This window comes from Microbacterium sp. GXS0129 (assembly GCF_044769785.1).
Lineage (GTDB): Bacteria > Actinomycetota > Actinomycetes > Actinomycetales > Microbacteriaceae > Microbacterium > Microbacterium nymphoidis.
The window spans coordinates 1,138,249-1,153,289 of the sequence record NZ_JBIZVZ010000001.1 but is presented as its reverse complement, the minus strand read 5'-3'; the positions used below and the strand labels follow the sequence as shown (position 1 = coordinate 1,153,289).

Sequence of the window (15,041 nt, the reverse complement as noted above, 5' to 3'; positions counted from 1 at the left end):
CCCTCTCACACGTCAGCGTGCGTATCCGAGAACTGCCAGACCGTGTTCGACTCTCTCCTGTGGACTCAGCAGCCGCGAGCGCTCCCGCGCCGCCTCCACGACCTCCGCACCGGCATACGCCCTCGCGTCCGCCAGATGTGCGGCGAGGTTCAACGTGGGCATGTTCTGCCGACCGCCGAGGACCTCCGCCAGCGCGATCGCTTCCACTCCCCGGGCGCGCAGTGACGCGTCCCGGAGCGCCCATGCCGACCAGCCGAGAAGTGCGGTGCCGAGCACGGGGCGATCGACGCCCTCGCGTCGCTGCCGGCAGACGGCGATCGTGCGGGTGCGAAGTCGCCGCTCCCAGATCGCGACGTCCTCCCGGGGCAGATCCAGCGAGCGCAGGGCAGCACTGAGATAGCCGGACAGGGCCATCAGGAACCACGGCGAGCGGCGCGTCTCCGGCAGCGCGAAGGACGCCAGGGCGCGATCGAACGAGGCCGCCGCGGAGACGAGATCCCCGTCCAGCAGATCGGCTTCCGCGAGCCCGTACGCGCCGATCGAGGTGAGCTCGAGGCCGTCCTGGCTGAGCCCTCCCTCATCGATCAGGTGCTGGAACAGCTGACGCGCATCGTCGGCCTGACCGAGGCAGAGCAGCGCTCCGCCGCGTACCCATTCCTGATGGTTCAGCTGGTCCTGAGCGTCGTATTCACGGAACACTTCGGCCGCGCGGCCGAGCCAGACCATGGCTTCCGTCGCGTCTGCTGACTGCGCGGCGAGCTGTGCGGCGAGATCCGCCGCCATGCCCTCGGCCCACCGCTCCCCCAGAGCCCGGGCGCGCTCCCAGCCGCTGCGGGCAGCGATCATCGCTTCCTCGGGCTGGCCGTCGTTCTCCGCGGCATGGGAGCGCAGCAGGTCGGCCACGAGCAGGACGGCCGGCGGCTCGCCGGGTCCCACGAGCTCAGGCAGGCCGGGACCGGCACCGCGACCGGAGGCGAGCAAGGCGCGCACGACAAGCCGCCACGCCGGCGAGAGCCCGTCCCCGATGCTGCGCTCTCGAGCACGCACGACGGCCAGAGCGCGCACAGCGCCGGAGTCTCCTGCGATCATGCACCCGAGCGCGGCCATCGCGAGCGCGATCACGGACAGGTCCTGAGCGGCGTCCGCCCGCTCCGCTGCTGCAGCCATCGCGGGTGCATATCCCAGGAACTCCGTGAACGATCCGCGGATGAACCAGGATTGCGCGAGCACGGCGAACAGCGCGACGGCCTCGTCGTCGCGCGATGCGTCGATGAGATGGCGGAGAACATGCACGAGGTTGTCGTGCTCCTCCGTGACGGCACGGTGGCCGTCTGCCGTGAGTCCCGAGGGGAAGATCTGGGCAGGAGCACCGTGCTGGGCAACGAAAGCCAGCGCCCAGGCGATGACCGCTTCCCAGGCCTCGTCCACACGGGAGGCCTCCTCCAGCCGGTCGTGACCGAACTCGCGAACCGTCTCGAGCATGCGGAAGCGGAACATGCCGGAATCCGCGTCCTCCACGATGGTGAGCAGCGATTGAGACGCGAGCGCATCGAGCAGATCGTCCGCGAACGCAAGCCCGAGGATCGCAGCCGCGGCCTCGGCGGAGAACCCTCCGGGAAGCACCGAGAGGTGTGCCAGGGCCTCCCGAGCGTCGACCGGAAGCAGCTCCCAGCTCCACTCGATCACGGCCTGCAGGGTGCGGTGCCGCTCCGGCGCCGAACGGTCGCCGGTCGTCAGAAGAGCGAAGCGGTCCTCGAGTCGCTCCTCGATCTGCGCCAGCGACATGGTGCGCACCCGCGCCGCCGCAAGCTCGATCGCCAACGGCAGACCATCCAGCCGCGCGCACAGCCGTGCGACGGCGTCCAGCGCGAGGGCCGCACCGGGGCGCGCGGATCGTGCGCGCTGCACGAACAGCCGCACCGCCGGCGCGTCTTCCACGGCGTCGACCTGCAGCGGCTCCAGTGCGAGCACGCTCTCGGCGGCGATGGCCAGCGGCGACCGGCTCGTGGCCAGGATCCGCAGTGCGGGAGCGGCGGCGAGAAGTTCGGCGGCCCATCGTGCAGCCCCGTCGACGACCTGCTCGCAGTTGTCGAGGACGAGGAGGGTCGTCCGGTCGCCGAGGGCACCGATGATGCGCTGAGCGAGGTCGGGGCGCGGCAGCGGCTCGGCGAGTCGACGATGCGCCGCCGTTTCGCTGATGCCGAGAGCGGCCGCAATGGCGAGGGGAACGCCCTCATCGGCGCGAACGCCCGCGAGTGGCACGACGATGACCACGGGCGCGTCCGATTCCGCGGCGAGCGCCTGTGCGAAGCGGGTCTTGCCGAGTCCGCCCGCACCGAGCACCGTCACCAGCCGCGATGTGCGAAGCAGCGCCCGCGCACGGACCAGCTCGTTGCCACGCCCGATCAGTTCGTTCGGTGCCGCGCGAAGCCCCACCCGCACGCGCGGTCCGCGATCCTCCGTTCGCAGCAGGCGAGCGTTGAGCTCCGTAATCGCGGCACCAGCGGTCGTGCCGAGCGCTTCCCGGAGTTCTGCACGGAACCGGGCGAACACGTCCAGTGACTCGGCGGTGCGCCCGTCGTCCGCGAGAGCCTGCATGAGGGCGATGTGGGCCGGCTCGTCGAACGGGCGCCGTTCGACCAGCTCACGGAGGGTGTCGGCGGCGGCACCGGACTGCCCGGCCGTCGCCTGCGCGGCGGCGAGCGCTCGGAGTACGTCGTCGCGCAGGTCCGCGGCAACGGCGGTGAACGTGTCTGCGAGCGAGCTGTCACCGAGATCCGCCGCGAGACCTTCCCGCCATAACGCTGCCGCGGCGCGGAGCGCGGCAGCGGCGCCCGCAGGATCGGCCGGGGGCTGAGCCAGAATCCGACGAACGTCATCGAGGTCGCAGCTCATGGCCCCCAGCGCGTATCCGCCCGGCGCCCGCGTCACGATGTCGGCGCCTCCGAGGGCGCGAAGCCGGGAGATCAGAGTCTGCAACGCAGCGCGCGGATTCAGCGGTTGCACCTCCCCCCACACATCTTCGGCGAGGGACGAGACGCTTCGCGTCACCCCGGGCCCCGCGAGCGCCAGCGACACCAGCAGGCAACGCATGGGATGGCCGGTGATGTCGGCGCCCTCCAGGCGCACGGGGCCGAGGACCTCCAGACGCGCCGTCATACGCGAGGGTGTGAACGCGCGACGCGGCGGCGCGATGAGAGTCCCCTGCGCTGCCCACTGGTCATGCCGATCAGTCTAGGCGCGGCCGCCGAGACCGCGCAGCGCGCTCATGCTCGGCCCGACTCGGTGAGCCGCCGCCTTCGGCTCGATCGCTCAGCCACGAGGCGAATCGGTGAACTCCTGATCGTCGATGCGTCGATCCAGCACGAACGCGAGCCCGAGACCGGCAAGACCGGCGATGACGATTCCCACCACGATGACGACCATGTCCGTTTCCCCCTCACCGACCCGGATATCGGGTCTTGTCAGGAGATGTCCGCACAGGGCCTGATCGTCTCAGCCGCGGCGCGGCACGGATGTCATACGGCGCGGAAGGCCGTGGTCACATACGGCAGTTCGACGGCGTCGTTCCCCACGGCTCCAACCTCGTCAAACAGTTCCTCTAGCCCGGCCTCGATGCGTGCGCGTTCCTCCGGTCCGGCCGTGATCACGTAACTGCGCGAGCGCGCCATGGCCAGCAGGTCGTTGCGGGTCATCGCCCGCGACCACGCCCACGATCTCGATTCGACGTCAGTGAACGGCGCCGCCACGTGCGGACCGCCGGAGGCGATCATCTCCTCGGCGTTCGAGTTGTGCATGATCTCACTCATCCGGGCGACCCATTCACTGCGCGCATCGCGGATGTTCCAGATCAGCCCCAGCACTCCGCCGGGGCGCAGCACGCGACCGATCTCACGAGATCCCGCGACCGGATCGACCCAATGCCAGGCCTGACCGAGCACGACGGCATCGGCGCTGTCATCCCGCAGTGGCAGGCTCTCCGCCGTGCCTTCGAGCACGGGAACATCGGGGAGCACCCCGTGCAGCGCCGCGAGCATCAGCGGATCGGGGTCGACCGCCGTCACATCTGCCGGCCTGGTGGCCAGCACGGCGCGCGTCAGCTTGCCGGTGCCGGCTCCCACATCGACCACGCGCGGATTCGGCCCGGCGGGCTCGAGCATCCATGCGACCGCCTCGACCGGATACTCGGGCCGGCCGGCCTGGTACAGCTCGGCCGCAACGCCGAAAGATCGAGACATGTCGTCGTGGCTCACCATGCTTCGACCCTACGACGCGCCGTCGGGCCACGGTGTGCCCGGCGCGCCTGACCACGCCACCCACGATCGGCGAGAGGGTGGAGGGGTGCCTGTGGACTTCACCGCGATCGACTTCGAGACCGCGAACTCGTCGACGGCATCCGCGTGTGCAGTGGGCCTCGCCCGCGTTCGTGATGGCGTCGTGGTCGCGACTGACGGCTGGCTGATGCGGCCGCCACCGGGGCACGAGGAGTTCCATCCGCGCAACGTCGAGATCCACGGCATCACCCCGGCAGATGTCGCGTCGGCCCCGGGATGGTCCGACCAGCTCGGCCGGCTACGCGACTTCCTGGGCGACGACGTCCTCGTCGCGCACAACGCCGGCTTCGACATGAGTGTCATGCGGCGCGCGTGCGCTGCGACCGGCGACGAACTCGCTCCCTACCGCTACATGTGCAGTGTGCAGCTCTCGCGCAGCACCTATGTGCTGCCTTCGCACAGCCTGCCGTACGCCGCCGCGGCTGCGGGGTTCCTCGAATTCCAGCATCACGATGCATCGGCAGACGCGCTCGCCTGTGCGCACATCGTCATCGACGCGGCCCGCCGTGCGCGGGCCACGGACCTCGATGCTCTCAGCATGGCCACCGGTGTGCGGATATCGCGCATCCCGGACGAGGCCGCCGTCAGCGTACTGGTCTGACGCTCCCGGATGAATGTCCGACCCCCGGGGCACACTGGGGGCATGGACGCAATCTGGATCGCACTGGCCTGCATGATCAGCCTGCTGGCCGGCCTCGCCATCGGCTGGCGCGTGCGCGGCGGCGGCGATACAGGCGACGCGGCACTGCGGGCTCGGCTGGCCGCGAGCGAATCGACGGTCGCCGCGCTCCGCGATCAGCTCATTCGTGAGGAGCAGATGGCCGCTGAGGCGCAGCAACGTCTGCGAGAAGAGGTGAGCGCGCAGCGCGAGCGAGAGCGACAGGACGCCGCGGTGCTCACGGCGCTCTCCCCCGTCCAGGAGACCCTTCAGCTCATGCATCGCAGTGTCACCGCTCTGGAACGCGACAGGCATGCCCAGTTCGGCGCTCTCGCGGAGCAGCTGCGCCGCGCTCAGGAAACAGACGAGTCCCTCCGACACGCCACCGAGTCCCTCACCGGAGCGCTGCGCTCCACGACGACACGGGGCACCTGGGGCGAGACTCAGCTGCGGCGCATCGTGGAAGCAGCGGGGCTCACGCGCCACGTCGACTTCGACCTCCAGGTGAGCATCACCACCGATGACGGCCGCACCGGTCGTCCGGACATGCTCGTGCGGCTGCCCGGCGACAAGGCTCTGGCCGTCGACGCCAAGGCGCCCCTGGACGCGTTCCTGCGCGCCACAGCGCTCGACGACTCGGACCAGGCAGCGGCCATGATCCAGCACGCGAAGGCAGTGCGCTCACACGTGGATGCTCTGGCGAAGCGTGCCTACTGGGAGGGGCTGGCCGCCAGTCCCGAACTGGTGATCTGCTTCCTCCCCAGCGAAGCGATGCTGTCAGCGGCGCTCGATGCCGACCCTGCTCTGCTCGATCACGCGTTCGCACAGCGCGTGGCTCTCGCCTCCCCCGTCAGCCTGTGGTCGGTGCTCAAGACCGTCGCCTACACCTGGACCCAGCAGGACGTCTCCGAACAAGCGCACGAGCTCGTGGCGCTGGGCAACCAGCTCTACGACCGGCTCGGCACCCTCGCGCAGCACACCGATGATCTGCGCGGCGCACTGGAGCGAGCCGTCGGGGCGTACAACCGGTTCGCCGGCTCGCTCGAGAGCCGCGTCCTCGTCACGGCTCGCCGATTCCCGGGCATCGATCCGGGGAAGGTCTCGGGTCTCGGGGCGCCGGCCGAAATCCAGTCGGCGCCTCGGCGCATCCTGGCGGCCGAGTTCGTCGCCGACGATGCCGCCCGGCCGGCATCGAGCGGCGCGGTCTGGTCCGGGAACACCGACGGCGATGCGGCGGGGGCGATCTCCAGTCAGACGTCAGCAGCGCCCGCGACCGATCAGGTCACGAGCGCTGACATCGGTGCGCTGCGCGCACGTCTGGAGGTCACGCACCCCCGGGAATGAAACGCATGAGGCCCACGACGACGAGGCTGACGACGACGAACGCGCCGACGGGAATCCACGAGCTCATCGCCTGACCGGGCGCGCGGCGGACGCGGAAGAACACGTCTGCGCGGCGCGCTGGGTCGGATGCGTTGGCGATGACGGCGTGTGCGCCCGTCCGGGGATTCGTCGTGTCGGTGGTCATATCGTCCGCCTCGATCTCGTGTCGGTGGGGACAGACGCCCCCACACCGCGTCCCATTCTCGCACCGACCCGAGCGAGATACAGGGCGGACGCGGTCACGAAATGGTCACCGTGCCGTCACAGCCACTTCGACGCGAGGTGCTCGGAGGTGATGCGGCGGAGCGTCCCGGAGGCGCTGCGCAGCACGACGGACTCGGTGTAGATGTACCCACCCTCGCGGCGGACACCCGACACCAGCTGGCCATCCGTGACTCCCGTGGCCACGAAGATCGTGTTGTTGCTCGTTACCAGCTCGTCCGCCTCATAGACGTAGTCGAACTTCAGTCCGGCATCCAGCCCACGCTGCTTCTCGTCATCCGTCTGCGGCCAGAGGCGTCCCTGAATGTGGCCGCCGAGCGCCTTGATGGCGCACGCCGTGACGATGCCTTCGGGGCTCCCACCGATGCCCACGCACATGTCGGTGCGAGCATTGTGGCGCGCGGCATTGATGCCACCCGCCACATCGCCGTCGCTCATCAGACGGGTGCCTGCACCCGCGGCCCGGATCTCCTCGATCAACTGCTCGTGACGCGGGCGGTGCAGCACCGACACCACGATCTCGTCGACGGGCTTGCCCAGTGCCTTCGCCAGCAGGCGGATGTTCTCGCCGATGGGAAGCCGGATGTCCACCACTCCGACGCCGGCGGGGCCGGTGACGAGCTTGTCCATGTAAAAGACGCTCGATGCATCCAGCATCGTCCCGCGATCCGCCACGGCGATCACAGACAGCGCGTTGTTGCGGCCCGCCGCCGTCAGTGACGTGCCATCGATGGGGTCCACCGCCACATCGCACTGCGGACCGCGACCGGCACCCACGGCCTCCCCGTTGAAGAGCATCGGGGCGTGATCCTTCTCGCCTTCGCCGATGACGATCCGCCCGTCGAAGTTCACGGTGCGAAGGAACGCACGCATCGCGTCCACGGCCGCGCCGTCGGCAAGCTCCTTCTGCCCACGGCCGATGAACGGGACCGCGCGAATCGACGCTGCCTCCGTGGCTCGCACCAGTTCCAGCGCCAGGTTGCGGTCGGGGTGCAGAGGGCTCATGTCGTCAGTCAGGCTCACCATGGGGCCAGCATGGCACTCGCCGAGTCAGGATTTATGGAATTCCGCGCCTTTGCCGGCGAAGGATTTCACCTATTTACGATTTCCATCAGGAACGTCACGCTTTCGCCCGTGACGGGGGCGAAAGCGGGCTTCCCTCGCGTTTCGGTAGAGTGGCATCGACCTCGTGATCTTCATCAAAGGAGCACCCATGCCCGTCGTCACCCCGGATCAGTACGTCGACATGCTCGCCCGCGCGAAGGCCGGTGCCTTCGCCTACCCGGCGTTCAACGTGTCGAGCTCGCAGACCATCAACTCGGTGCTCCAGGGCCTGACGGAGGCCGGCTCGGACGGCATCCTGCAGGTCACCACGGGAGGCGCGGACTACTTCGCCGGACACACCGTGAAGGCGCGCGCCACGGGCGCGCTCGCCATGGCCCGCTACGTGACCGAGGTCGCGAAGAACTACCCGATCAACGTCGCCGTCCACACCGACCACTGCCCGAAGGACGCGCTCCCCTCCTTCCTGCTGCCGCTTCTCGAGGCCAGCGAAGAGCAGGTCAAGGCCGGCGGGCAGCCCATCTTCCAGTCGCACATGTGGGACGGCTCGGCCGTGCCGCTGGCGGAGAACATCGAGATCGCCCGCGAGCTGCTGCCGCGCATGAAGGCGATCAACGCCATCCTCGAGGTCGAGATCGGCGTGGTCGGCGGCGAGGAGGACGGCGTCCAGCACGAGGGCTCCAACGACGCTCTGTACACCACCGTCGGCGACGTCAGCCAGGCCGTCGAGGCCCTGGGTCTCGGCGAGCAGGGTCGCTGGATCGCTGCGCTCACCTTCGGCAACGTGCACGGCGTCTACAAGCCCGGCAACGTGAAACTGCGCCCCGAGTTGCTGGGCGAGATCCAGGCCGGCATCGCTGAGAAGTTCGGAACCGGCGCCAAGCCGCTCGACCTCGTCTTCCACGGAGGCTCCGGCTCCACCGACGAGGAGATCGCCACCGCCGTCAAGAACGGCGTGGTGAAGATGAACATCGACACGGACACGCAGTACGCGTTCACCCGCGCCATCGCGGACTACATGTTCAAGAACTACGACGGCGTCCTGAAGGTCGACGGCGAGGTGGGCAACAAGAAGCTCTACGACCCGCGCGCCTGGGGCAAGGTCGCCGAGACGGCTATGGCCGCTCGCGTCATCGAGGCCACCAAGCAGCTCGGCTCGTTCGGCAAGTCGCAGGGCTGACCGACGAAATGACGATGGCGCGTCCCTCGGGGGCGCGCCATCGTCGTCTTCTCAGGTCCGACGTCAGGGCGTCGGTGTCTCGAGCCCCTTCATCGCGAGGTCCAGATAGATCTGGAACGCGGGGTCGCCCATGAGGGTCGTGGTCTGCACGATCACCACGACCAGCCAGGCGGCGGCCCAGCCCACGAGCGGAATCCACCAGCTGCGCTTCTGCGCCCGCAGGCGGCGAAGGGACAGCCACACGGTCGCGATGTAGCCCACGATGAGTACGGCCGCCATGATGTACCCGGGCGCATCGCTGCGGGCAACGTCGGCCTGCTCACGCGTGAGGCCGAGCATCATCAGCGCCTCGGTCATGGTCGCCGAGTAAGACATCAGCGCCACCGAGCTCATCAGCACGTGCATGGCACCGAGCGCGAGCATGACGATCGTGACCAGGCGGTCGGTGGGAGCCACGTTCGGTCCCGGCACGGTGGCCGCGGGCGCATCTCCGGGACGCTCCTGCGGCCAGGAGAATTCGGCGGGGTCGGGGTGCGCGGTCTGCGGCAGGGGCTGACGGATGTGCGCGCGCTGCTCTTCCGGCGACGCATACTCACCGTACTGCGGGCGCGGGCGCGAATCGGGCTCGCTCATGCTCGGGTACGCCCTCCGCGGGCTCGCTCGTCGGTGCGCCCGGAGGCGTCCTGGCGCAGCTCCTTCGGAAGCGAGAACATCAGGTCCTCCTCTGCGGTGCGGACTTCCTCCACGTCGCCGTACCCGGCTCCGGCGAGCTCGGCCAGCACCTCCTGCACCAGTACCTCCGGCACCGACGCGCCGCTGGTGACGCCGACCGTGCGAACGCCCTCCAGCCACTCCTGCTTGACCTCGTCCACGTAGTCCACGCGGTACGCCGCCTTGGCGCCGTACTCCAGGGCGACCTCCACGAGGCGAACGCTGTTGGAGGAGTTGGCCGATCCCACGACGATCACGAGGTCGGCTTCCTTGGCCACCTTCTTGATGGCCACCTGGCGGTTCTGGGTGGCGTAGCAGATGTCGTCCGACGGTGGATTGTGCATCTCGGGGAAGCGCTCGCGCAGCTTCTCGACGGTCAGCATCGTCTCGTCCACCGACAGCGTCGTCTGCGAGAGCCACACCACCCGCGACGGATCCTTGACCTGGACGGTCTCCGCCTCGGCGGGGCTGTTGACGATGGTCACATGATCGGGTGCCTCGCCTGCCGTTCCCTCGACTTCCTCGTGACCGGTGTGCCCGATCAGCAGGATCTCGAAGTCGTCGCGCGCGAACCGCACCGCCTCACGGTGGACCTTGGTCACCAGTGGGCAGGTCGCATCGATCGCCTGGAGCCCACGGTCCGCGGCTGCCTGCACCACCGCAGGCGAGACGCCGTGCGCGCTGAAGACCACGTGGGCACCTTCGGGGACCTCGTCCACCTCCTCGACGAAGATCGCTCCCTGCTTCTCGAGTTCCGTCACCACGTGGATGTTGTGCACGATCTGCTTACGCACGTACACGGGGGCGCCGTAGCGCTCCAGGGCCTTCTCCACAGCCACGACCGCGCGATCGACTCCTGCACAGTAACCGCGCGGCGCCGCGAGCAGCACCCGCTTGTGTCCGTCGACGGGGATATTCTGAAGGCGTCCGCGACGGCCGGGAATCCGGGGAACGGGAAGGTGGACGGCAGGGGAACTCACCCTTCGAGTCTAGGGTGATCGGCCTGTGACGGCGCCGAACGATCGAGTCACGATACGGGCACCGTCACGCACCACCGAGAAGCAGACCGAAACACCGCGAACGAAGACCAGACGGGCACGAGAGGACGACATGATCGACGCGAACACAGCACGAGCGTTCGCCCGGCCGGCACATACGGTCACCGCCCCCGCAGAGGGGATCACTCCCGCATGAGCGACACCAGCACCAAGCCGGCGTTCTCCGGGCCCGTGCGGCCCCGTGACTCGACGCCGGACTCCCCCACTCAGGTGGGCGACCTCGCCCGCGATATGCGGGACTACATCGCACGTCTCGGGTCCCCGTGGATCGAAGGAGAGCTGACCGAGTGGAACGTCCGCGCCGTGGGGACTTTCGCCACGTTGCGGGACCTCTCGGGAGACGCCGCCATCCGCCTGGTCGTGTGGTCCAGCATCCGCGCGCGCATCCCGCAGGATCTCAAGACCGGGGATCGCGTCGTCGTGTGTGCGAAGCCGGAGTACCGCGTCCAGCGCGGTGAGCTGTCGTTCGTCGTCTCCTCGATTCGCCATGTCGGCCTCGGTGATCTCCTCGAGCGGCTGGAGGTGCTGCGCCGCCAGCTGCGCTCCGAGGGCCTGCTCGACCCCTCGCGCAAGCGACCACTGCCGTTCCTGCCCCAGCGAATCGGCCTCATCACCGGCAAGGGCACGGACGCGGAGAAGGACGTGCTGAGAAACGCCCAGCTGCGCTGGCCGCAGGTGGATTTCCGCGTCGAGCATGCGGCGGTCCAAGGTGAGCAGGCCGTACCTCAGGTCCTCGCGGCCCTGCAGCGCCTCGACGCGGATCCGGCCGTGGACGTCATCATCATCGCGCGAGGCGGGGGCGACTTCCAGGATCTGCTCACCTTCTCCGACGAGAAGCTCGTCCGCGCCGTCGCAGCCGCCCGCACACCCGTGGTGAGCGCCATCGGTCACGAGAACGATCGCCCGCTGATCGATGAGGTCGCCGACCTCCGCGCCTCCACACCCACCGACGCCGCCAAACGGGTGGTCCCCGACGTGCTCGAGCAGCTGGCTCAGGTCCGGGAAGCACGCGCGCGCATCATCGGCCGCGTCTCAACCCGCATCCAGCACGACCTCACCGCTCTGGAGCAGTTGCGCTCCCGGCCGGTGCTGCGCGACCCGCACCGCATGCTCCAGGAGCGCCAGCTCCACGTCGAGCAGATGCGCTCGCGCGCGACCGCCACCACATCGCTGCGCATCGAGCGGGAGCACACGGCCATGGCGCGGCTGCACGCCACGCTGCGCGCCCTGAGCCCGCAGCACACCCTGGAGAGGGGCTATGCGATCGTGCAGCGCGCCGGCGATGGCATCGTCCGCGCCCCGGAGGAGGCGCCCGCGGGCACGGACCTCGTCGTCCTTCTCGCCGAGGGAACCATCGGTGCCCGCTCCAGCGGTGCACTACCGGAATGACGCCTCGCCGCCCGAACTAAGATGGAATCATGACCGACGCCACTGCAGAGCCCGTCGACGTCTCCGAGCTCTCGTTCGAGCAGGCTCGTGATGAACTGACCCAGGTCGTCGCGCAGCTGGAGCAAGGTGCGCCCACGCTGGAACGATCGCTCGCGCTCTGGGAACGGGGCGAGCGCCTCGCACAGCGCTGCGAGGAATGGCTGCTCGGCGCGAAGGCTCGTCTTGATGCCGCCCGTCCCTCGGGAGAGGCCCTCTGATGGCCCGCGTCGTCGCCGAGCTCGGTCGCCCCGAGACTCCGCAGGAGACCGCCGATCGCAAGGCGGCCTCGTCCGCCGCCTACCGGGGCTCGCAGACCTTCCGCAACCTGATCGCCGCCCTCATCGTCACGATGCTGATCGTGCTCGTGATCGTCTGGGTGGTGCCGCGTGGCAACGCTCCCGAGATCAAGCCTGCCGACCCGGTGAAGGTCGCGGCGGCGCAGACGAGCGCAAGCGGCAAGACTACCTACGCGATCGACGCGCCGGAGAACTGGTGGTCCAACGTCGCCATCCTGGACTCGTACTCGGGATACGCGCTCTTCACCGCGTCGTACGTGCCCACGGAGGAGAGCAAGCTCACCGGATTCGTCCGTCTCAATGACGTGTACGACGCCGATGAGAAGTACGCTCTGCTGCGGATCCCGGGCGCCCTGCCCGGCGAGACGGAGACCCTCGGCGGACGCGAGTGGACGGTGTTCACCATCAACGACGTCGAGAAGGCGGGCAACGTCACACAGGCCCTGGGTACGCAGGTCGGCGATGACTACGTACTGCTCTACGGCAAGACCACCGACGAGCTCATCCGCGAATTCGCGACGCAGCTCGCCACGACGATCGAGAAGGAAACCGCACAGTGACCCAGCAGCTCACCCCCACGCAGGCCTGGTCTCAGATGCTGGAGGGCAACCACCGGTTCGTCACCGGTACGCCCGGCCACCCGCACCAGGACAGCGAGCGTCGCCACGAGACGGTCGGCTCGCAGTTCCCGCACGCCGCTCTGTTCGGATGTGCCGACTCCCGCCTCGCCGCGGAGATCATCTTCGACCAGGGCCTGGGGGATCTCTTCGTCATCCGCAATGCCGGACAGGTGACCTCGCCCTCGGTGATCGGATCGCTGGAGTACGCCGTCGCGATCCTCAATGTCCCGCTCATCGTCGTGCTGGGTCACGACTCCTGCGGTGCGGTTCGCGCCGCGATCGATTCCACGGCCATCGACGCCCCGGTCCTGCCGCCGGCGGTGTGGCGATTGATCGCCCCAATCGTCCCGTCGGCGCGCAAGATCGAGGCCGAGACGGGAACCACGGCAGAGGATGTCTCGGCGGAGCTGGTCGGAAAGCTGCACCTGCAGTCCACAGTCGCCGAGCTGCTTCACTCGTCCGAGGTCATCTCCGACGCCGTGGCCGCCGGCCGTCTGGCCATCGTGGCTGCCAACTACCGCCTCGCCGACGGCACCGTCGACGCGCACTTCACCGTGGGCACCGCAACAGCCGCGGCTGCCTGACCACACGAACCCACAAGGAGACAGACGTGGCTGAGACCGAATACCGCATCGAGCACGACACGATGGGCGAAGTCCGCGTGCCCAAGGACGCGCTCTACAGTGCACAGACCCAGCGCGCGGTGGAGAACTTCCCCATCTCCGGCTCGGGCCTGGAATCGCGCCAGATCGCCGCTCTCGCGCGGATCAAGAAGGCGGCGGCGCTGGCCAACAAGGGCCTCGGCACGCTGGACGGCGACGTCGCCGATGCCATCGCCTGGGCTGCGGACCAGGTCGTCACCGGCAAGTACGACGCGCAGTTCCCGGTCGACACGTACCAGACCGGCTCTGGGACCTCGTCGAACATGAACATGAACGAGGTGCTGGCGACTCTGGCCTCGGGCAAGCTCGGCTCGCCCGTGCACCCCAACGACCATGTCAACGCCTCTCAGTCGTCGAACGACGTCTTCCCGACGTCGGTCCACGTGGCCGTCACGCAGGCGCTGATCGAGGACCTCATCCCCGCTCTCGAGTACCTGGCCACCGCGCTGGAGAAGAAGGCCGTGCTGTGGAAGGACGCGGTGAAGTCCGGCCGCACCCACCTCATGGATGCGACCCCGGTCACCCTCGGCCAGGAGTTCGGCGGCTACGCCCGCCAGATCCGCCTCGGAGTGGAGCGTGTGCAGGCCGCCCTCGTGCGCGTCGCCGAGGTTCCTCTCGGAGGAACCGCCGTGGGTACCGGCATCAACACGCCGCTCGGTTTCCCGCAGCAGGTCATCGCTCTCCTCGCGGAAGAGACCGGTCTGCCGATCGTCGAGGCGAAGGACCACTTCGAGGCCCAGGCGAACCGCGACGGTCTCGTGGAGACCTCCGGCGCACTGCGCACCATCGCCGTCTCCCTGACCAAGATCAACAACGACCTGCGCTGGATGGGCTCCGGCCCCAACACGGGTCTCGGCGAGCTCCACATCCCCGACCTCCAGCCGGGCTCGTCGATCATGCCCGGCAAGGTGAACCCCGTCGTTCCCGAGGCCACGCTCATGGTGTGCGCCCGTGTCATCGGCAACGACGCCACGGTCGCCTGGGCCGGAGCATCGGGCTCTTTCGAGCTGAACGTCGCCATCCCGGTCATGGGCACCGCGCTGCTCGAGTCGATCCGCCTGCTCTCCAACGCAATGCGCGTTCTGGCCGACAAGACGATCGACGGCCTGGAGGCCAACCTCGAGCGTGCTGCCGCCTTCGCCGGCATGTCCCCGTCGATCGTGACGCCCCTCAACAAGCTGATCGGCTACGAGGCGGCCGCGAAGATCGCCAAGCACGCCGTGGCGCAGGGCATCACCGTCCGCGAGGCCGTGATCGACCTCGGCTACGTCGCGCGGGGCGAGCTCACCGAGGCGCAGCTCGACGAGAAGCTCGATCTGCTGTCGATGACGCACGCGGGCTGACAGCAGCGTGAGCGCGGGTGTGAGACGCAGCGTGGGCGCGGGGGGACTCCCCTCGCGCCCACGGCGCACCATTCTCTCCACCCG

Annotated in this window: 14 protein-coding genes; 8 read left to right on the top strand and 6 right to left on the bottom strand. The window is 68.9% G+C overall.

Annotated elements, in window-relative coordinates; translation table 11 throughout:
- Nucleotides 1–12: 12 nt before the first annotated feature.
- Together ACIQJ5_RS05175 and ACIQJ5_RS05170 are read right to left on the bottom strand one after the other, a co-directional pair.
- Nucleotides 13–3,159, bottom strand: a complete 3,147-nt coding sequence (locus ACIQJ5_RS05175) for an ATP-binding protein (RefSeq protein ID WP_402841540.1) — start codon at nucleotides 3,157–3,159, stop codon at nucleotides 13–15.
- A gap of 359 nt (nucleotides 3,160–3,518) precedes the next feature.
- Nucleotides 3,519–4,256 carry a class I SAM-dependent methyltransferase gene (locus tag ACIQJ5_RS05170; protein ID WP_402841537.1) on the bottom strand — a complete coding sequence of 246 codons (738 nt, stop codon included), beginning with the start codon at nucleotides 4,254–4,256 and terminating at the stop codon, nucleotides 3,519–3,521.
- An 85-nt stretch (nucleotides 4,257–4,341) separates the two neighbouring features.
- Here ACIQJ5_RS05170 and ACIQJ5_RS05165 point away from each other — a divergent pair, with 85 nt between their 5' ends.
- Nucleotides 4,342–4,935 (top strand): 3'-5' exonuclease, encoded by a 594-nt coding sequence (locus ACIQJ5_RS05165; protein ID WP_402841534.1) that lies wholly within the window; start codon nucleotides 4,342–4,344, stop codon nucleotides 4,933–4,935.
- 42 nt (nucleotides 4,936–4,977) lie between these two features.
- Nucleotides 4,978–6,336 carry a DNA recombination protein RmuC gene (locus tag ACIQJ5_RS05160; protein WP_402841532.1) on the top strand — a complete coding sequence of 453 codons (1,359 nt, stop codon included), beginning with the start codon at nucleotides 4,978–4,980 and terminating at the stop codon, nucleotides 6,334–6,336.
- Here ACIQJ5_RS05160 and ACIQJ5_RS05155 read toward each other — a convergent pair.
- Both ACIQJ5_RS05155 and glpX read right to left on the bottom strand, forming a co-directional pair.
- A complete protein-coding gene (locus tag ACIQJ5_RS05155; protein WP_231089610.1) occupies nucleotides 6,317–6,520 on the bottom strand; it encodes a UDP-N-acetylmuramyl pentapeptide phosphotransferase in 204 nt (67 codons plus the stop codon). The genes ACIQJ5_RS05160 and ACIQJ5_RS05155 overlap by 20 nt on opposite strands.
- Before the next feature lie 116 nt (nucleotides 6,521–6,636).
- Nucleotides 6,637–7,623, bottom strand: a complete 987-nt coding sequence (gene glpX, locus ACIQJ5_RS05150) for a class II fructose-bisphosphatase (protein ID WP_231089609.1) — start codon at nucleotides 7,621–7,623, stop codon at nucleotides 6,637–6,639.
- A gap of 187 nt (nucleotides 7,624–7,810) precedes the next feature.
- Between glpX and fbaA the strand changes: the two genes are divergently transcribed.
- Nucleotides 7,811–8,839: a class II fructose-bisphosphate aldolase gene (gene fbaA / locus ACIQJ5_RS05145; protein ID WP_231089608.1), complete on the top strand. Its 1,029-nt coding sequence runs from the start codon at nucleotides 7,811–7,813 to the stop codon at nucleotides 8,837–8,839.
- 63 nt (nucleotides 8,840–8,902) lie between these two features.
- Here fbaA and ACIQJ5_RS05140 read toward each other — a convergent pair whose 3' ends face one another.
- Nucleotides 8,903–9,472, bottom strand: coding sequence for a DUF6264 family protein (locus ACIQJ5_RS05140; protein ID WP_231089607.1), 570 nt, complete (start codon nucleotides 9,470–9,472; stop codon nucleotides 8,903–8,905).
- Nucleotides 9,469–10,530, bottom strand: coding sequence for a 4-hydroxy-3-methylbut-2-enyl diphosphate reductase (locus ACIQJ5_RS05135; RefSeq protein ID WP_402841524.1), 1,062 nt, complete (start codon nucleotides 10,528–10,530; stop codon nucleotides 9,469–9,471). The genes ACIQJ5_RS05140 and ACIQJ5_RS05135 overlap by 4 nt, the downstream gene beginning before the upstream one ends.
- 210 nt (nucleotides 10,531–10,740) lie before the next feature.
- Here ACIQJ5_RS05135 and xseA point away from each other — a divergent pair, with 210 nt between their 5' ends.
- Genes xseA through ACIQJ5_RS05110 form a run of 5 tightly spaced genes read left to right on the top strand, consistent with a single transcriptional unit; the run spans nucleotide 10,741 to nucleotide 14,957 of the window.
- A complete protein-coding gene (gene xseA, locus ACIQJ5_RS05130; protein WP_231089605.1) occupies nucleotides 10,741–11,997 on the top strand; it encodes an exodeoxyribonuclease VII large subunit in 1,257 nt (418 codons plus the stop codon).
- 29 nt (nucleotides 11,998–12,026) lie between these two features.
- Nucleotides 12,027–12,254 carry an exodeoxyribonuclease VII small subunit gene (locus ACIQJ5_RS05125; RefSeq protein ID WP_231089604.1) on the top strand — a complete coding sequence of 76 codons (228 nt, stop codon included), beginning with the start codon at nucleotides 12,027–12,029 and terminating at the stop codon, nucleotides 12,252–12,254.
- A complete protein-coding gene (locus tag ACIQJ5_RS05120; RefSeq protein WP_231089603.1) occupies nucleotides 12,254–12,892 on the top strand; it encodes a DUF4245 family protein in 639 nt (212 codons plus the stop codon). Before ACIQJ5_RS05125 ends, ACIQJ5_RS05120 begins: the two co-directional genes overlap by 1 nt.
- Entirely contained in the window at nucleotides 12,889–13,536 is a 648-nt protein-coding gene (locus ACIQJ5_RS05115) for a carbonic anhydrase (RefSeq protein ID WP_308070447.1), read from the top strand. The genes ACIQJ5_RS05120 and ACIQJ5_RS05115 overlap by 4 nt, the downstream gene beginning before the upstream one ends.
- Before the next feature lie 26 nt (nucleotides 13,537–13,562).
- Complete coding sequence (locus tag ACIQJ5_RS05110; protein WP_231089602.1) at nucleotides 13,563–14,957, top strand: aspartate ammonia-lyase; 1,395 nt, start codon at nucleotides 13,563–13,565, stop codon at nucleotides 14,955–14,957.
- The last annotated feature ends 84 nt before the right edge of the window (nucleotides 14,958–15,041 follow it).

Excerpts from the sequence above, each read along its gene's own strand:
- glpX (WP_231089609.1), bottom strand. The coding sequence starts at position 7,623 with ATGGTGAGCCTGACTGACGACATGAGCCCTCTGCACCCCGACCGCAAC.
- ACIQJ5_RS05120 (WP_231089603.1), top strand. The coding sequence starts at position 12,254 with ATGGCCCGCGTCGTCGCCGAGCTCGGTCGCCCCGAGACTCCGCAGGAG.
- ACIQJ5_RS05155 (WP_231089610.1), bottom strand. The coding sequence starts at position 6,520 with ATGACCACCGACACGACGAATCCCCGGACGGGCGCACACGCCGTCATC.
- ACIQJ5_RS05175 (WP_402841540.1), bottom strand. The coding sequence starts at position 3,159 with ATGACGGCGCGTCTGGAGGTCCTCGGCCCCGTGCGCCTGGAGGGCGCC.
- ACIQJ5_RS05125 (WP_231089604.1), top strand. The coding sequence starts at position 12,027 with ATGACCGACGCCACTGCAGAGCCCGTCGACGTCTCCGAGCTCTCGTTC.
- ACIQJ5_RS05170 (WP_402841537.1), bottom strand. The coding sequence starts at position 4,256 with ATGGTGAGCCACGACGACATGTCTCGATCTTTCGGCGTTGCGGCCGAG.
- xseA (WP_231089605.1), top strand. The coding sequence starts at position 10,741 with ATGAGCGACACCAGCACCAAGCCGGCGTTCTCCGGGCCCGTGCGGCCC.
- ACIQJ5_RS05140 (WP_231089607.1), bottom strand. The coding sequence starts at position 9,472 with ATGAGCGAGCCCGATTCGCGCCCGCGCCCGCAGTACGGTGAGTATGCG.
- ACIQJ5_RS05160 (WP_402841532.1), top strand. The coding sequence starts at position 4,978 with ATGGACGCAATCTGGATCGCACTGGCCTGCATGATCAGCCTGCTGGCC.
- fbaA (WP_231089608.1), top strand. The coding sequence starts at position 7,811 with ATGCCCGTCGTCACCCCGGATCAGTACGTCGACATGCTCGCCCGCGCG.